The organism is Streptomyces seoulensis, assembly GCF_004328625.1.
Classification (GTDB): Bacteria; Actinomycetota; Actinomycetes; order Streptomycetales; family Streptomycetaceae; genus Streptomyces; species Streptomyces seoulensis.
This window is the reverse complement of the sequence record NZ_CP032229.1, coordinates 2,829,480-2,845,674: the sequence shown is the minus strand read 5'-3', so window position 1 is coordinate 2,845,674 and position 16,195 is coordinate 2,829,480. Positions and strand designations below refer to the sequence as shown.

The window sequence follows — 16,195 nt, the reverse complement described above, 5'->3', positions numbered from 1 at the left end:
GAGACCAGGCTTCACGACGAAGCCGTTTTCCAGTTGGTCATGGTGCATCAAACAGCCTCTGACCTCAGTGCAGCCTGGGTGAGTGTCTAACTGCGTGACAACGCATGCGGACAGCGGCAAACAAGCCCGGACGTCTGCGAACCGTCAGCGCAGGTGAAACCCACACCAGCCCAAGGCAGCATCCCCGCCCAAGTGCTGGTCGACGGTCGACAGCGTGGCTCAGGTCGGCGGGGGCACAGCGAGCCACACGCGTGCCTGCACGGGCGGCTGACCCATCGTCGTGGCTGACTGTCGTCGGCTGAGGTTCAGACAGCGGTCGACCACGGTGACGGCACCGCGCGGCTCGACAGCATCCCTTGGTTCGTCCGAGGCCTCGCCTGCGGGGATGTCGTGGTCACCGAGCCCGACGAGGAGGGCGTGCGGTGGGCCGGGGAGGTGGTCCGGTGTTCGGGGAACTGCACCATCCGCCTCATCGTGTTCCGTGACGGCGGCTCGGGGCCGGCACGGCAGAGCGTGATCAACGCGTTTCGGGACCTCGGCGTCGACGGTGAGGGCATAGGGCGGTTCGGCATGGTCGCCCTGGACGTCCCGCCCACCGCGGACCTCGCCAAGGTGCGGAGGCTGCTCGACCACGGTGTCGTCAAGGAGTGGTGGGACATGGAAGAGGGGTGCATCACGGACCGGTGGCGGGCTGTCTCCGCCTGAGTTCTTCGGAGGGGGTGCGCGGTCGGCGCCGGCAGGTCACTGCTTGGCCATCGGCTCGGCCCGGCCGTCGGTCGGGTCCCGGATGTCTCACCGGGCCGCCCCCTGACAGGCCGGGGATGTCAACCATTCTCTACAGAGCTGGAACCCCCGGAAGCCGACCGCGCGTCAGCGACCCTGGCCACCGGCACCGACAACGGGGGTCCGCCTCCCAAGAGCCCCCGAGGGATCCCCGCGTGCGCTCCAGGACGTGAAGTCGCCGGTCGCGCGCCCTGCCCCGCGCTCGCTGATCCGTGCACGCTGGACGGCGGAAACGGAGCGGATCGCCGGGGTGGGTCGTGGGTGAGTGGAGGCAGGGAAAGTGCGGTTGGCCGAAGAAGGGCGGCGGTAGTTGTGGGAACAAGACGATGAAGGGCACCTCGCGGTGCTACCGCCACCAAGGCGACTGGACCGAGCGGGGTCAGGCAGAGCTGAAGAAGTCGGCGGGGAAGCTCCGTAAGAGGTGAGTCCTCGTAACCGAGGTTCGGCGCTCCGGAGGTGAAGTCGAGCCCCGGCCCGGCCCTCAGGACGTCTCGCGGTGCCGCGGAGGCAGACGCCCCGCCGCGGCGAAAGTGTGCGGCAGCATGGGTGGCCGGGAAGGCCCACGCGGGGCTCCGCACTCGATGACGGGACGTCATGAACCATCCACAGCCCAGCGGCAGCGCCTGGCGCCGCCCCATGGTCCCCCGCCTCAGCGGCGAGCGGCACCGGACCGCCACCGTTCTCGAGCTCTTCTTCGACCTCTGCTTCGTCACGGCCGTGGCCCAGACCGCCGCGGCCTTCGAGCATGAGATGGCGGCCGGGAAGGTCGGGCACGGCGTGCTCGGGTACGCCCTCGTGTTCTTCGCCATCTGGTGGGCCTGGATGAACTTCACCTGGTTCGCCTCGGCCTACGACACCGACGACGTGCCGTACCGCCTGCTCACCCTGCTCCAGATCGCCGGCGCGCTCGTGCTGGCGGCGGGCGCGTCGAAGGCGCTGGAGCACTACGACTTCACGGTCATCACCTACGGGTACGTCGTGATGCGCCTGGCCATGGTGAGCCAGTGGCTGCGCGCCGCCCGCAGCGACCCCGAACACCGGCGGACCTGCCTGCGGTACGCGGTCGGCGTCCTCGTCGTGCAGATCGGCTGGGTCGTACGGCTGGCGCTGCCGGACGATGCCGGGCTGCCGGCCTTCTTCGTCCTCGTCGTCGCCGAACTCGCCGTCCCCGCTTGGGCGGAGCGCGCCGGTCGGACCACCTGGCATCCGCACCACATCGCCGAGCGGTACGGCCTGTTCACCCTGATCGTCCTCGGCGAGTCCATCACCGCCGCCACGGCCACCGTACGGGCCGCCCTCGACACCGAGGTCTCCCTCGGCGACATCGCCCCGCCGGCCGTCGGCGGCATCCTCACCGTCTTCGCCATGTGGTGGCTGTACTTCACCCAGAGCGCGGCCGACAAGCTCAACTCCTTGAACACGGCGCTCCGCTGGGGCTACGGGCACTACTTCGTCTTCGCCTCCGCAGCGGCCGTCGGGGCCGGGCTCGCGGTCGAGATCGCACACCTCACGGGGCACGCGCACCTCGGCAGGCTTGCGGTCGCGGCGGCGTACACGGTGCCGGTCGCGCTGTATGTCGCCGTCCTGCGGCTGCTGCACCGCGGGGCGGTCAGGCTCGATGCGCAGGACGCCGTCTGGGCCGTGGGCATCCTCGCCGTCCTCGCCGTCACCTTCACCCCGAGCCCGGTACTGGCCACCGGCTGCGTCGCCTCGACCCTGGTGGCGGCCGTCGTCACGATGACGCACCGCGCCCGGACGCCGATCCCGCAGGCGGGGTGAACTGGGCGGCTCCGGCCGGGCGGCAAGCACCGGCTCGCGCGGGGCATGGCGGCCGCGCGAGCCTTACGGCCGTCAGATCGCGAGCCTCACGGCGGTCAGATGTGGAGCGGTACCGCGTGCACCTCGTCCGGTTTGTGTCCGGCGCGCTCGTGGATGCGCTGGACCGCCTCGGCCGACGGGGCCTCGGACAGGCAGTAGACCGTGCCGGACTCCGGGTCCGCCCAGGTGGCCTCGAAGTGCATGTCCTCGTCCTGCTCGATGTCGAGGTCGGCCTGGTGGGCCCGCGCCAGCTCGTCGGCCGTGATGCCTTCCATGCCGTGGTGGACGTCCATGAACTTGGTCATGGTCACACCTCCTTGCGATGTCCCTCCCTCCATGCTGGGCCCGGACGTCCCCTCATGGCGACTTGTCCCCACACGCCGAGGGGCCCCGGAGTTCCCGGGGCCCCTCCACCGCTGTCGTCCTCAGCCGCACTGGCAGGGCGCGCCCTGCTGGCAGCCGCAGCCGCAGCCCGAGCCGCAGCCGCAGGCGGCCAGCAACGGCAGGCTTCTGATCTGGGCGGGCTGGTCGCCGTCGCGGTCCTGGGTGGGGTCGGTCGTGGTGCTCGGGGATTCGGGCATGGGTCCTCCTCGACACGGGGGCCAGGTGCCCCCGCCCATTCCATGCCCGCTGCACTGGGCGCATCAACGGCGCACGGATGCGCCCGCACGCCGAACATCACCACCGCGAGCCCCCCGCGCCCAGGCTTCTACGGCACGGAGGGCACCAGCCGCTCTCAACAGTTCGCGCTGTACCTGACACACCCCGGTGCCGAGTGGCTCTTCTCCCCGTCGCGGTGCTCGCCCGCCAGCGCGCCGCCCAGCAAGAGGGCCACCAGCAGGTGGGCGATCGCCGTCCAGCGGGCGCGGAAGACCGCCGCGAGGACGGCCAGGACGACGACCACGATCTGCAGGACCTGCAGGCGGTCCATGAACGCGAGGTCGGCCGCGTCGATCCGCGCCTGTTCGCCCTGCGCCGCCCATACCTCGAGGCCGCGCCCGTATACCGCGTCCAGCACCACCCAAACGATCTCCAGGAGGAACAGCGGGATAGCCAGCGCCAGGTCCACGCCCAGGCGGGTCCGGTGCGACCAGGGGAACCGGCGTCTTGGGGCCGGGAGGGATTCGGTCATGGAGGCAGCGTGCGGCTGGCCGGCGGGGCCGCACATGAGTACCCGTACTCAGAGAGGGCCGCTCAGCCCCCCGTGTTCTCCTGCTGGAGCTCGTCCGCGTGTTCGCCCGTCACGAGGTAGACGACGCGCTTCGCGACGGCCACCGCGTGGTCCGCGTACCGCTCGTAGTAGCGGCCCAGCAGGGTGACGTCGACCGCCGTCTCGATGCCGTGCTTCCAGCGGTCGTCGATGAGGTGCTGGAAGAGGGTGCGGTGGAGGAGGTCCATGTCGTCGTCGTCCTGCTCCAGCTGGAGCGCCAGGTCGACGTCCTTGGTGATGATGACCTCCGCCGCCTTCGCCATGAGGCGCTGCGCGAGCTGGCCCATCTCCAGGATGGTGGCGTGCAGGTCCTGCGGGACCGCGCGCTCGGGGAACCGCAGCCGGGTCAGCTTGGCCACGTGCTGGGCGAGGTCGCCCGAGCGCTCCAGGTCGGCCGACATCCGGAGCGAGGTGACGACGATGCGCAGGTCCGTCGCCACCGGCTGCTGCCGCGCCAGCAGGGCTATCGCCCGCGCCTCCAGGTCGTGCTGGAGTTCGTCGACCCGCTGGTCCGCCTCGATCACGCTCTCGGCCAGCTTCAGGTCGGCGTCCAGGATGGCGGTGGTGGCGCGCCCGATCGCGGAGCCGACCAGCCGGGCCATCTCCACCAGACCGTCGCCGATCGAGTCCAGTTCCTCGTGGTACGCGTCCCGCATCAGGTTCCCTCTCCTACTACGTGTCTTCCGGGGGCCCCAAGTACCTGGCCGAACCCCACGCTCCCACGTTGCGTCCCGTACGCGTCCGTTTCCGCCCGCATGAATGAACCACCACTGGCCTGGAGGTGAACTCTGGGCGACGAGTGCCCGAGGTCGCACGACGGTGGCTGTGGCCGGGGCGGACGCCATGCCTAACCTTGTGACATGGACGTGAACGCGGCGGTCGCCGCAGCGGCGGCGATCGCCGGTGTACTCACCGGTGTCATCGCCATGCTGGCGTTCCGCTGGAGCGAACGCGACCAGAAGCGCCCCACCCGTACCTCCCTGCACACCGACGCGGTGCTCCCGCCCGGCGTGGACACCGTGCTCTCGGTGCTCCGCTCCTCCGCCGTCGTCCTCGACGAGGCCGACGCCGTGGTCAAGGCCAGCTCCGCCGCGTACGCCCTCGGACTCGTCCGGGGCGGCAAGCTCGCCGTGGAGCCGATGCTCCAGATGGCGCGCGACACCCGGCGCGACGGGGAGATACGACAGGTCGAGCTGGACCTGCCCCGGCGCGGCACCGGACGGGGCGAGGCCCTGGCCGTGTCCGCGCGCGTGGCCCCGCTCGGCTCCCGGCTGGTGCTGCTCCTGGTCGAGGATCTGACCGAGGCCCGTCGCATCGAGGCGGTACGCCGTGACTTCGTGGCCAATGTGAGCCACGAGCTGAAAACCCCCGTAGGAGCGCTCTCGCTGCTTTCCGAGGCTGTCATGGACGCCTCCGACGAACCCGACGCGGTCCAGCGCTTCGCCGGGCGGATGCAGATCGAGGCCACCCGGCTGACCAACCTGGTGCAGGAGCTGATCGACCTCTCGCGGGTGCAGAACGACGACCCGCTGGAGGACGCCGAGCCGGTCCGGGTGGACGAGCTGGTCGCCGAGGCCGTCGACCGCTGCCGCCACCAGGCCGGCACGAAACAGATCACCATGGCCACCGCCATCCAGGACCCGCGCGGCGCGGTACGGGCCGGCCTGCACGTCTGGGGCAACCGCGGCCAGCTCGCCGCGGCCCTCGGCAACCTTGTCGAGAACGCCGTCAACTACTCCCCGGCCCACACCCGCGTGGGCATCTCCGCCCGCCGGATCTCCGCCCCGGGCGGCGAGCTGATCGAACTCGCCGTCACCGACCAGGGCATCGGCATCTCCGACAGGGACAAGGAGCGCATCTTCGAGCGCTTCTACCGCGTCGACCCCGCCCGCTCGCGCGCCACCGGCGGCACCGGCCTCGGCCTCGCCATCGTCAAGCACGTGGTCGCCTCGCACGGCGGCGAGGTCTCGGTGTGGAGCGCCGAGGGCCAGGGCTCCACCTTCACCCTGCGGCTGCCGGAGGCGGGCGTCGCCCGCGACCGCGCGGCCAGGCATCCCGGACTCGACGACGCGTCCGGCACGGCCGACCAGTCCCCGTACGCTTCGCTTCCCTCCCCGGAGGTCCTTCCGTGACCCGAGTGCTCGTCGTCGAGGACGAGGAGTCCTTCTCCGACGCCCTGTCGTACATGCTGCGCAAGGAGGGTTTCGAGGTCGCCGTCGCCGCGACCGGCCCCGACGGCCTGGACGAGTTCGAACGCAACGGCGCCGACCTGGTGCTGCTGGACCTGATGCTGCCGGGGCTGCCCGGCACCGAGGTGTGCCGCCAGCTGCGCGGCCGCTCCAACGTCCCGGTGATCATGGTGACCGCCAAGGACAGCGAGATCGACAAGGTCGTCGGCCTGGAGATAGGGGCCGACGACTACGTCACCAAGCCCTTCTCCTCCCGCGAGCTGGTCGCCCGTATCCGCGCGGTGCTGCGCCGGCGCGGTGAGCCGGAGGAGGTCACCCCGGCGGCGCTGGAGGCCGGGCCGGTCCGGATGGACGTCGACCGCCATGTGGTGACGGTGTCCGGGGCCAAGGTCGACCTGCCGCTGAAGGAGTTCGATCTGCTGGAGATGCTGCTGCGCAACGCCGGCCGGGTGCTGACCCGGATGCAGCTCATCGACCGGGTGTGGGGCGCGGACTACGTGGGCGACACCAAGACCCTCGACGTCCATGTGAAGCGGCTGCGCGCCAAGATCGAGCCGGACCCGGGCGCGCCGCGCTATCTGGTGACGGTGCGCGGGCTGGGCTACAAGTTCGAGCCGTAGGCCGTACGGGCCCGGCACATGACTGAAGGGGGGCACCCGGCCGGGTGCCCCCCTTCAGTCACGGCCTGCGGGCTCAGTGCCCCGCGGACGCCGACGCGGAGTCGCTCGGGGAGGACGCCGGGGCGGAGGGCTTGTCGCCCGCGGGCTTGTCGCTCGCGGAGGGGCTGCCGGACGGGCTGCCGGACGGCGAGGAGGTCGCGGCGGCGGGCGCGGAGGGCACCTCGCTCGGGCCCCAGCCGCTGAAGTAGCTGGTCGCCGGGACGACGAAGGCGCGCAGACCGACGGTGCCGGTCTTGCTGAAGGTGAAGGTGATCTTCTGCGCGTTGCCGTTCTGGACCGCCTCGCGGCCGCTGGCCAGCATGGCGGAGGCGTTGTCCTTGCCGCCGATGACGAGCCGGCCGTGGGCCGGGACGGTGAGCTTGCCGCCCTTGGCGGGCTTCAGCTCGACCTTGGCGTCGCTGCCGTCGACGGCGATCGACTGGAGGTCCTGGTCGGTCGCGCCGCTGTTGAACAGCGTGGCGGCGACGGCGGCCGGGCCGTTGGCCTTGGCGTCGGGCTGGGTGATGACGAGGGCGTTCTGCACCTTGATGGCCCCGACACTGGTCTCGGCGTTGTCCGGCCGGATCTCCAGGGTCTGGGCGTTGTTGCCGGCGCCGCAGGCGGCGAGCGAGGCGATCGAGAACGCGAGGGCGGATGCGGCGAGGACGCCGCGTCGAAGGCTGCTGCTCACGGCGGCGGCAACTCCTTGAACGCACAGGGGCGGCTGTCCTGTAAAGCCGCCCTAAGGATCTGTCAGCGCCCTCAGGCTACCGAGCCGTTCACGTGCCGCCGCACCCGACCCTCCCCAACGGCCGCGCTTCCCTCCCGCTGGGGGTACCGGACACACCCCTGATCACCCGGCACGCGCTTCCCGTCCGCCATTCGGATTGGCATTTCCGTGAAGGAATACGCGCGTGTCCGGAATTGATCACCGCCGGGTGGCGTGATCAATTCCGGATTCGTCTCGTACCCGGCTCCGGCCATCGAACGCAGGAGCGGAAGTCGTACGCTTGGAAGCGGGCAAACCGGGACATTCAACCGATCGTGGCGGCTCTCTGAGGCGTGTGACGTAGATGTTTCACTCTGCACGCAGAGTGGCTCCCACCTGCGAATTCCCGGTTCCGCAGGTGGTCCGCAGCACGTTCCTGTTGCTGTTGTCAAGCCCCGAGATATGCCCTGACCTGCGAAAACGCCATTCAGAAGACGCCGTATCCGTGTTACCCTGGATAGCCACGGAAGGGGTACCTGTCACATGACGTTCAAGGTTGGCGACACCGTGGTCTATCCCCATCACGGGGCCGCGCTGATCGAGGCAATCGAAACTCGTCAGATCAAAGGCGTGGACAAGACCTACTTGGTGCTGAAGGTCGCCCAGGGCGACCTGACGGTACGTGTGCCAGCGGACAATGCGGAGTTCGTCGGCGTGCGTGATGTGGTCGGTCAGGACGGGCTGGACCGGGTCTTCGAGGTGCTGCGCGCGCCGTACGCCGAGGAGCCCACGAACTGGTCGCGCCGCTACAAGGCAAATCTGGAGAAGCTCGCCTCCGGCGACGTCATCAAGGTCGCGGAAGTCGTGCGTGACCTGTGGCGCCGCGAGCGCGAGCGCGGACTCTCCGCCGGTGAGAAGCGCATGCTCGCCAAGGCCCGCCAGATCCTGGTGAGCGAGCTGGCCCTCGCGGAGAACACCAACGAGGACAAGGCCGAGGCGCTGCTCGACGAGGTACTCGCCTCCTGACACGAAGCGGGCGGTAGGTCTCGCCCGCCGTCACGTCCAGCGCAGCAAAAATGCCGTGGTGCCCGATGACACTCACCCTGTCGCCGGGCGCTGCGGCATATTCGTCCCCGCTTGCCTCTTCGTCTGCGCGCTGCCTCTTTGCTCTTGACCTCTGTGCTCTTGTGATCGTGCTCCGGTGGTCCACCACCGTCGTACCGCTCCCTGCGTACGACTCGACCATGGTTCACGGAAGGGGTCCGGTCAAGTCGTGCCCAGGCGCTCCTCCAGCCACTACCCACCGGCCCCGAGCACACAAACCTGACAGGAACCGATGTCTGACGAATCGCGTCCCGCGCCCGCCGAGCCGCGCCAGGACAGCCGTGTCGCCGCCGTGATCCCGGCCGCAGGCCGGGGCGTACGCCTCGGCCCGGGCGCCCCCAAGGCGCTCCGCGCGCTGAACGGCACGCCCATGCTGATCCACGCGATCCGCGCCCTGGCCGCCTCCCGGCACGTCTCCCTGGTGGTCGTCGTCGCCCCGCCGGACGGCGCCGCCGAGGTCAAGTCGCTGCTGGACGCGCACGCGCTGCCCGAGCGCACGGACTTCCTGGTAGTGCCCGGCGGGGAGAGCCGCCAGGAGTCGGTGCGTCTGGGCCTGGACGCCCTGCCCCCCGCCTACGACGTCGTCCTCGTGCACGACGCCGCCCGCCCCCTCGTCCCCGTCGACACCGTGGACACGGTCGTCGAGGCGGTGCGCGCCGGCGCCCCGGCCGTGGTCCCGGCGCTGCCGCTGGCCGACACGGTCAAGGAGGTCGAACCCGCGGCCGTCCCCGGCGAGCCCGAGCCGGTGCTCGGCACCCCCGTCCGGGCCCGGCTTCGCGCCGTGCAGACCCCCCAGGGCTTCGACCGGGCCACGCTGATCCGCGCCCACGAGACGGTCCTGGACGACGTCACCGACGACGCGAGCATGGTCGAGCGGCTCGGCGAGCGGGTCGTGACCGTGCCCGGCCACGAGGAGGCGTTCAAGGTGACCCGCCCGCTGGACCTCGTCCTCGCCGAGGCGGTCCTCACCCGCAGGAGGCTCAACGATGGCTTCTGAGCTCCCCGCCCTGCCCCAGGTGGGCATCGGCACCGACATCCACGCCTTCGAGGACGGCCGCGAGCTGTGGTGCGCCGGGCTGAAGTGGGAGGACTCCGGGCCGGGACTGGCCGGGCACTCCGACGCCGACGTGGTCGCGCACGCCGCCTGCAACGCGCTGTTCTCCGCCGCCGGGCTCGGTGACCTGGGCCGGCACTTCGGCACCGGCCGGCCCGAGTGGTCCGGCGCGTCCGGGGTCACCCTGCTGACCGAGGCGGCCCGGATCGTGCGGGAGGCGGGCTTCGCCGTCGGCAATGTCGCGGTGCAGGTCGTCGGGCCGCGCCCGAAGATCGGCAAGCGGCGGGACGAGGCGCAGCGGATTCTCAGCGCCGCCGTCGGTGCCCCGGTCTCGGTCTCCGGTGCGACCACCGACGGGCTCGGCTTCCCCGGCCGGGACGAGGGGCTGATGGCCATCGCCACCGCCCTCGTGGTGCGCGTGTCGTAGGCGCGTGCGAGGGTACCCGCACAGCCACCGTCGATCGAGGAGGATCTCCATGTCCGCTGCGCTGTCCGACCGGCTCAAGTCCCTGCTGGACACGCCCGTGTTCATCGTCGTCGGCACCGTCCAGCCCGACGGAAGCCCGCAGATGTCACCGGTGTGGGTGAAGCGGGACGGGGACGACGTCCTGATCTCCACCACGGTCGACCGGCGCAAGGAGAAGAACCTCAAGCGCGACCCGAGGGTCACCGTCGTCGTCGTGGACCCGGAGAACCCCTACGAGTACGCCGAGATCCGCGGCACCGCCGAGATGACCACCGAGGGCGGCCAGGCGCTGATCGACGAGCTGTCCCTGAAGTACACCGGCAAGAAGTACGCCGAGTTCAACCCGGCCTCCGCCAATGACGCCGAGCGGGTCGTCGTCCGGATTAGCCCGCGCAAGGTGGTCGGCAGCCTCTGAGGGGGCCGGCGGACGGCCGTTTTCCCGTCCGGGCGCATTGCATCGCAATGCGCCCACTACCCTGGTGGCGTGACCATTCGCCTGTACGACACCAGCGCCCGGCAGATCCGCGACTTCACCCCGGTCCAGCCGGGCTGTGTCTCGATCTACCTGTGTGGCGCCACCGTGCAGGCCGCACCGCACATCGGGCACATCCGCTCGGGCCTGAACTTCGACATCATGCGCCGCTGGTTCGAGTACCGCGGCTACGACGTGACGTTCGTCCGCAACGTCACGGACATCGACGACAAGATCATCAACAAGGCCCACGAGCAGAAGCGCCCCTGGTGGGCCATCGGGTACGAGAACGAGCGGGCGTTCAACGACGCCTACGCCGCGCTCGGTTGCCTGCCGCCCACCTACGAGCCCCGCGCCACCGGCCACATCACCGAGATGATCGAGATGATGCAGGGCCTCATCGAGCGCGGCCACGCCTACGAGGCCGACGGCAACGTCTACTTCGACGTGCGCTCCTGGGGCGAGTACCTGGAGCTGTCCCGGCAGGAGCTGGACAACCTGCTCCAGCCGTCCGGCGAGGGCGAGACCGGCAAGCGGGACCCGCGCGACTTCGCCATGTGGAAGGCGGTCAAGCCGGGCGAGCCGAGCTGGCCGACCCCCTGGGGGCCCGGCCGCCCCGGCTGGCACCTGGAGTGCTCGGCCATGGCGCACAAGTACCTGGGCACCGTCTTCGACATCCACGGCGGCGGGCTGGACCTGATCTTCCCGCACCACGAGAACGAGATCGCCCAGGCCAAGGCGTTCGGCGACGACTTCGCCCGGTACTGGGTGCACAACGCGTGGGTGACCATGGCGGGCGACAAGATGTCCAAGTCGCTCGGCAACAGCGTGCTGGTCTCCGAGATGGTCAAGCAGTGGCGTCCCATCGTCCTGCGCTACTACCTCGGCACCCCGCACTACCGCTCGATGATCGAGTACAGCGAGGAGTCGCTGCGCGAGGCCGAGGTGGCGTTCGCGCGCATCGAGGGCTTCGTGCAGCGCGCGCTGGAGAAGGCCGGGGGCGAGGTCGCCCCGGCTGCCGAGGTGCCGCCGGCCTTCGCCGAGGCGATGGACGACGACCTGGGCGTGCCGCAGGCCCTCGCCGTCGTGCACACCACCGTCCGGCAGGGCAACAGCGCGCTGGCCGCCGACGACAAGGAGGCGGCCGTCGCCCGCCTCGCCGAGGTGCGCGCCATGCTCGGCGTCCTCGGGCTCGACCCGCTGGACCCCGAGTGGGCCGGTGAGGGCGGCGAGCGCGGCGAAGACCTCCACGGCGTGGTGGACAGCCTCGTCCGGCTCGTCCTGGAGCAGCGCGAGTCCGCCCGCGGCCGCAAGGACTGGGCCACCGCCGACGCCATCCGCGACCAGCTCGGCCAGTCCGGCCTGGTCGTCGAGGACAGCCCCCAGGGCCCGCGCTGGAGCCTCGGCCCGCGCTAGGCGCGGTCGGCCACGGGCTTGATCGAGTGTGCCGCCCGGCGATCCGGGCGGCACACTGCATACATACGTACGAACGCTCACGGAGACGGGTAACTCATGGCGAACAACCGCCGCATGTCCGGCAAGAAGGGTGCCCAGGTCGGCAGCGGCGGCCAGCGGCGCCGTGGCCTGGAGGGCAAGGGCCCCACGCCCCCCGCCGAGGCACGCAAGGGCCACGCCAAGCAGCGCGCCGCCGCCGCCAAGGTCCGCCGCGCCCAGGGCCGCCCCCAGCAGCGCAAGGGCGGCGGCCGGTCCACCTCCGAGCTGGTCGTCGGCCGTAACCCGGTGTACGAGGCACTGCGTGACGGCGTGCCCGCCACCATGCTCTACGTCCAGCAGTTCATCGACAACGACGAGCGCGTCCGCGAGGCCCTCCAGCTCGCCGCCGAGCGCGGCAACATCCACCTCATGGAGGCCCCGCGCCCCGAGCTGGACCGGATGACCAACGGCCTGAACCACCAGGGCCTCGTCCTGCAGGTCCCGCCGTACGAGTACGCGCACCCCGAGGACCTGCCCGCCGGCGCCTACGACAAGGGCGAGGACCCGCTGATCGTCGCCCTCGACGGCGTCACCGACCCGCGCAACCTCGGTGCCGTCGTCCGCTCCGTCTCCGCCTTCGGCGGGCACGGCGTGGTCGTGCCCGAGCGCCGCTCGGCCGGCATGAGCGCCGGTGCCTGGAAGTCGTCGGCCGGCGCCGCCGCCCGTACGCCGGTCGCCCGTGCCACCAACCTCACCCGGACCCTGGAGCAGTACAAGAAGGCCGGGATCACCGTGGTCGGCCTGGCCGCCGACGGCGAGGCCGAGGTGGGCGACCTGGCGGCGCTGTCCGGTCCGGTCGTCATCGTGGTCGGCAGCGAGGGCAAGGGCCTGTCCCGCCTGGTCGGCGAGACCTGCGACCACCGGGTCCGCATCCCCATGCCGGGTGGCGCGGAGTCCCTCAACGCCGGTGTCGCCGCCGGTGTGGTGCTGTACGAGGCGTCCCGCCGCCGCTCCTGAACGACCGTTCGGCAATTCCCCCGGATGCGGTAATTCCGGGGGATGACCGGCGTTCACGACGACTTTGACGCGGCCCGGACACATCGGGCCGGTCAAAGCAGTGTCCTAACTCGGCGTCACTCGGTTAGATGAGTGTGGACACCAGAACACCCCGCACTCCCACGGGGGACCGCTCGTCGGGCTTCGACGACGCTCCCGCGCTGAGCATGGTGAAGGTGCCGAGCGATCCGGCGCAGGTCATCGTCAATCACGCCAGCTTCCGCGTGCAGTTGGGGACGGCGGGCAGGCGCGCCCAGTCCCCGAGAATCGCCCGGCACCTGAGCGCTCAGGACCCCGCGCGCATGTCCGGGACCCCGGCGGGAGGGTCCGCGGGCCGCCGCCGTCCGGTCGTCTGGAGCGGCCGGTCCGCGCCGGACGACACCGGCACCCACCGCCTGCTCCAGGCCGTCCGGGGCAGCAGCGTGGGCCACCCCGACGAGCCGGCCGGTGCCACCCAGGTCATCCCGCGTCCCGGCCCGGACCACACCGGCTACGCGGACGCCTACGACCAGCTCGACTCGACGGTGGAGACCCCCGTCCTCGGCCACCAGCGCACCGGCCCGGACGGCGGCACCCGGCTGCTGCCCCACATGCGCCCGGTCGGCAGCGCCTACGACGAGCCGCCGTACGACGAGCCCCCGTACGAATCGCCGTACGTCAGCGACGAGTTCGACCCCGACGAGCCGGCCGTCCGGCCCGGCTCGCGGGCCGCCCGGCGCGGCGACGACCCGGCGCGGCACGCGTACTACCCCGGCCGCCGGATGAACCTCGGCGTGGTCCTGCTCCCGCTGCGCGTCTTCCTCGGCTTCATCTCGATCTACGCCGGCATGGGCAAGCTGTGCGACCCCGTCTACTTCGACGGCGGCGAGCGCGGCTCCATGGTCAAGTGGCTCAACACCCTGCACCCGTGGGACGTGGCCGAGCCGCTGCGCCAGTTCGCGCTGCACCACCCGGTGGGCTCCGGGCTGGTCATCGCCTTCCTCCAGGTCGTGGTCGGTGTGCTGACCATCCTGGGCTGCTGGCAGCGGGTCGCCGCGGTGGTGGGCGCGCTGCTCTCGGCCGCGCTCATCGTGACCGTGAGCTGGAAGACGGTCCCGGCGTACGACGCGCCCGACATCATCTACCTGGCCGCCTGGTCCCCGCTGGTCATCGCGGGCGCCCCGGTGTACTCCGTGGACGGCAGGCTCGCGGGCAGCGCCTGGCGCACCCTGGGTCCGCGCGCCGACATCTGGGACCTGCGCCGGTACGTGCTGCGCCGGGGCGCGCTGATCACCGTCGTGACGGTCGGGCTGACCCTGCTGGTCGGCTCGCTGCTCGGCGGTGCGGTGCGCGACTCCGGCCGGGTGGTCGTGCCCGGTCCCGGTGAGGCGCCGCGCAACAACCAGCCCGGTTCGCCGCTGCCCTCGGAGCCCGGTGCCCCGCGCAGGCAGGCCAGCCCCTCGGCGTCCAGCGCGCCCACGGGCGGTGCCTCGGCGGGGGCGAGCCCGTCCGGCGCGGCCGGCACCCCGGGGGCGGGCCGTACGGCCGGTACGGCTCCGGCGGCGCCCAGCCAGACCCAGGGCACCACGGGCCAGGCCCCGCCCCAGCGGACCACCCCGACCACCGGTGGCGGTGGCGGCGCCCCCAGCACCACGGCGGGGCCGACCAGCGCGGGCGGTACCGCGACCGGCGGCACCGGCTCGGGCACCACGGGCGGCGGTACGGACTCCGGCGGTGGCGGCGACGCGGGTGGCTCCTCCACCGGTCAGCCCGGCCTGGTGGGCGGTCTGTTCGGCAACTGACGCCCTCCTCGGGCCTCGGGCAGACGAAGGGCCCCGTACCTCTGGTGAGGTGCGGGGCCCTTCTGCGCATGCTCGTCAGGCGCGGTCGGCGTCCAGCTCCTTGGCGGCCTCGGTGAGGTCCTTGACGGTGTCGATGGCCCGCCAGTAGGAGCCCTGGGGCAGCGGGAACCCGGCGAGCTTGCGCTCACGGGCCAGGCGGGGGAAGGTGGCGCGCTCGTGGTCGCCCCGGTCGGGCAGCAGGTCGCGGAACTCGGGGGAGAAGACGTACACACCGGCGTTGATCTCGACGGTGGACGGCGGGGCCTCGATGAAGTCGGTGATGTGCCCGAAGCCGTCCGTGCGCACGGCGCCCCAGGGGATGCGCGGCCGGGCCAGCGCGAGGGTGGCGACCGCGTCCCGCTCGGTGTGGAAGTCGGCCATGTCCCGCAGGGAGAAGCGGGTCCAGATGTCGCCGTTGGTGGCGTACCAGGGCCGGTCGGGGCGGGGGAGGTGCGCGGCGGCGTACTTCAGGCCGCCGCCGCGGCCGAGCGGCTCGGTCTCCACGACGGTGGTCACCGACAGCGGCAGCTCGGCCGTGGCCAGCCACTTCTGGAGGACCTCGGCGAGGTGGCCGCAGGAGACCACCACGTCCGTGACGCCCTCTTCGGCCAGCCAGTTGAGCTGGTGGCCGATGATCGGGGTGCCCGTGCCGGGGATCTCGACCATCGGCTTGGGCCGGTCGTCCGTGTAGGGGCGCAGCCGGGAGCCCTGGCCACCGGCCAGGACGACGGCTTGGGTGGGGCGCGCAGCGACGTTCGGATGGGTCATGCCCCGAACTGTACGTGGCGCCCCGGCGGGGTCCAGGGGGCACGACAGGGCCGCCTGTATGTGCCGGCCCACCGTGTGCCGACCCGCCATGTGTGGATCAGCTATGTGCCGCCAGCACACCCGTCGCGAACGACGTGTCGCACACCGGGCGGGCGTAGGACTGGGCGCGGGAGGCGCCGTAGAGGCGGACCGCCGCGCGGCCCAGGGTGCGGGCGATGGAGGTGCAGTGCTCGGCGAGCGCCGGGTGGCCGTTGACCGCCTGCTGGAGGTGGGTGAGGACCACGCCGGGGTTCTTGTCCTGAAGCTCGGTCAGCAGCCGGTCGCGCAGGACGTCCTGCGGCGCCGCCTTCTTCGCCGTGACCGTACGGGCGGTGCCGGCCTTCGCGGGGGCCTGGGCGACGTCCGAGGCGGTGAGCACGGAGCCTTCGGAGTCCCCGGTCCAGTTGACCCGCGTGACCGCGAGGGTTCCGGAGAGCACCAGGACGACGGGCAGGACGAGGGCGAGAGTGCGGCCGATCCGGCGGGCAGGGCCGCCCCGGTGGCCGCGTCGCGTCTGAGGGGTGGTGGAGTGCGTCACGCGAGTGAGGGTAGCGCTCGGTGCTGATTTGGCGACATTTAGTCACCCTTACGGGGGATGAAGTCGCGCTGCTTTC

At 71.6% G+C, this 16,195-nt stretch carries 18 protein-coding genes; 11 read left to right on the top strand and 7 right to left on the bottom strand.

Annotation, left to right across the window (positions count from 1 at the left end):
* Positions 1-288 precede the first annotated feature (288 nt).
* Together D0Z67_RS13195 and D0Z67_RS13190 are read left to right on the top strand one after the other, a co-directional pair.
* Positions 289-705, top strand: coding sequence for a DUF4265 domain-containing protein (locus D0Z67_RS13195; protein ID WP_078873719.1), 417 nt, complete (start codon positions 289-291; stop codon positions 703-705).
* Positions 706-1,377: 672 nt separating this feature from the next.
* On the top strand, positions 1,378-2,562 hold the full coding sequence (locus tag D0Z67_RS13190; protein WP_031183994.1) for a low temperature requirement protein A: 1,185 nt from the start codon (positions 1,378-1,380) through the stop codon (positions 2,560-2,562).
* Positions 2,563-2,657: 95 nt separating this feature from the next.
* On the opposite strand, the gene D0Z67_RS13185 is transcribed toward D0Z67_RS13190, so the two are convergent.
* The 4 genes from D0Z67_RS13185 to phoU all read right to left on the bottom strand — a co-directional run bounded on the left by D0Z67_RS13185 (position 2,658) and on the right by phoU (position 4,467).
* On the bottom strand, positions 2,658-2,906 hold the full coding sequence (locus D0Z67_RS13185) for an SCO4226 family nickel-binding protein (RefSeq protein ID WP_031183995.1): 249 nt from the start codon (positions 2,904-2,906) through the stop codon (positions 2,658-2,660).
* A gap of 120 nt (positions 2,907-3,026) precedes the next feature.
* A complete protein-coding gene (locus tag D0Z67_RS29675) occupies positions 3,027-3,182 on the bottom strand; it encodes a hypothetical protein (protein WP_165507346.1) in 156 nt (51 codons plus the stop codon).
* Between the two features lie 155 nt (positions 3,183-3,337).
* Positions 3,338-3,733: a DUF6234 family protein gene (locus D0Z67_RS13180; RefSeq protein WP_037776359.1), complete on the bottom strand. Its 396-nt coding sequence runs from the start codon at positions 3,731-3,733 to the stop codon at positions 3,338-3,340.
* 62 nt (positions 3,734-3,795) lie between these two features.
* Positions 3,796-4,467, bottom strand: coding sequence for a phosphate signaling complex protein PhoU (phoU, locus tag D0Z67_RS13175; protein ID WP_031183997.1), 672 nt, complete (start codon positions 4,465-4,467; stop codon positions 3,796-3,798).
* A gap of 204 nt (positions 4,468-4,671) precedes the next feature.
* Between phoU and phoR the strand changes: the two genes are divergently transcribed.
* Positions 4,672-5,943, top strand: a complete 1,272-nt coding sequence (gene phoR / locus D0Z67_RS13170; RefSeq protein WP_031183998.1) for a two-component system sensor histidine kinase PhoR — start codon at positions 4,672-4,674, stop codon at positions 5,941-5,943.
* A 5-nt stretch (positions 5,944-5,948) separates the two neighbouring features.
* Positions 5,949-6,620 (top strand): two-component system response regulator PhoP, encoded by a 672-nt coding sequence (gene phoP / locus D0Z67_RS13165; RefSeq protein WP_466134857.1) that lies wholly within the window; start codon positions 5,949-5,951, stop codon positions 6,618-6,620.
* Between the two features lie 73 nt (positions 6,621-6,693).
* Here the strand turns inward: phoP and D0Z67_RS13160 are convergent, their stop codons facing one another.
* Positions 6,694-7,350: a copper chaperone PCu(A)C domain-containing protein gene (locus D0Z67_RS13160; protein ID WP_031184000.1), complete on the bottom strand. Its 657-nt coding sequence runs from the start codon at positions 7,348-7,350 to the stop codon at positions 6,694-6,696.
* 561 nt (positions 7,351-7,911) lie between these two features.
* On the opposite strand from D0Z67_RS13160, the gene D0Z67_RS13150 reads away from it, so the two are divergent.
* From D0Z67_RS13150 to D0Z67_RS13120, 7 genes are all read left to right on the top strand, one after another.
* A complete protein-coding gene (locus tag D0Z67_RS13150; RefSeq protein WP_003953493.1) occupies positions 7,912-8,394 on the top strand; it encodes a CarD family transcriptional regulator in 483 nt (160 codons plus the stop codon).
* A 310-nt stretch (positions 8,395-8,704) separates the two neighbouring features.
* The gene (gene ispD / locus D0Z67_RS13145) at positions 8,705-9,469 is read left to right on the top strand and encodes a 2-C-methyl-D-erythritol 4-phosphate cytidylyltransferase (protein ID WP_031184001.1); all 765 of its coding nucleotides are present in this window, start codon (positions 8,705-8,707) and stop codon (positions 9,467-9,469) included.
* On the top strand, positions 9,459-9,953 hold the full coding sequence (gene ispF / locus D0Z67_RS13140; RefSeq protein ID WP_031184002.1) for a 2-C-methyl-D-erythritol 2,4-cyclodiphosphate synthase: 495 nt from the start codon (positions 9,459-9,461) through the stop codon (positions 9,951-9,953). The genes ispD and ispF overlap by 11 nt, the downstream gene beginning before the upstream one ends.
* A gap of 49 nt (positions 9,954-10,002) precedes the next feature.
* Positions 10,003-10,407, top strand: coding sequence for a PPOX class F420-dependent oxidoreductase (locus D0Z67_RS13135; protein ID WP_031184003.1), 405 nt, complete (start codon positions 10,003-10,005; stop codon positions 10,405-10,407).
* Between the two features lie 69 nt (positions 10,408-10,476).
* The gene (cysS, locus tag D0Z67_RS13130; RefSeq protein ID WP_031184004.1) at positions 10,477-11,880 is read left to right on the top strand and encodes a cysteine--tRNA ligase; all 1,404 of its coding nucleotides are present in this window, start codon (positions 10,477-10,479) and stop codon (positions 11,878-11,880) included.
* A 96-nt stretch (positions 11,881-11,976) separates the two neighbouring features.
* Positions 11,977-12,915 carry a 23S rRNA (guanosine(2251)-2'-O)-methyltransferase RlmB gene (gene rlmB, locus D0Z67_RS13125; RefSeq protein WP_031184005.1) on the top strand — a complete coding sequence of 313 codons (939 nt, stop codon included), beginning with the start codon at positions 11,977-11,979 and terminating at the stop codon, positions 12,913-12,915.
* 128 nt (positions 12,916-13,043) lie between these two features.
* On the top strand, positions 13,044-14,735 hold the full coding sequence (locus D0Z67_RS13120; RefSeq protein ID WP_199812244.1) for a DoxX family protein: 1,692 nt from the start codon (positions 13,044-13,046) through the stop codon (positions 14,733-14,735).
* Between the two features lie 75 nt (positions 14,736-14,810).
* Here the strand turns inward: D0Z67_RS13120 and D0Z67_RS13115 are convergent, their stop codons facing one another.
* Positions 14,811-15,542, bottom strand: coding sequence for a nucleotidyltransferase family protein (locus tag D0Z67_RS13115; RefSeq protein WP_030804456.1), 732 nt, complete (start codon positions 15,540-15,542; stop codon positions 14,811-14,813).
* A 97-nt stretch (positions 15,543-15,639) separates the two neighbouring features.
* Complete coding sequence (locus tag D0Z67_RS13110; RefSeq protein WP_031184007.1) at positions 15,640-16,119, bottom strand: hypothetical protein; 480 nt, start codon at positions 16,117-16,119, stop codon at positions 15,640-15,642.
* Positions 16,120-16,195: the final 76 nt, after the last annotated feature.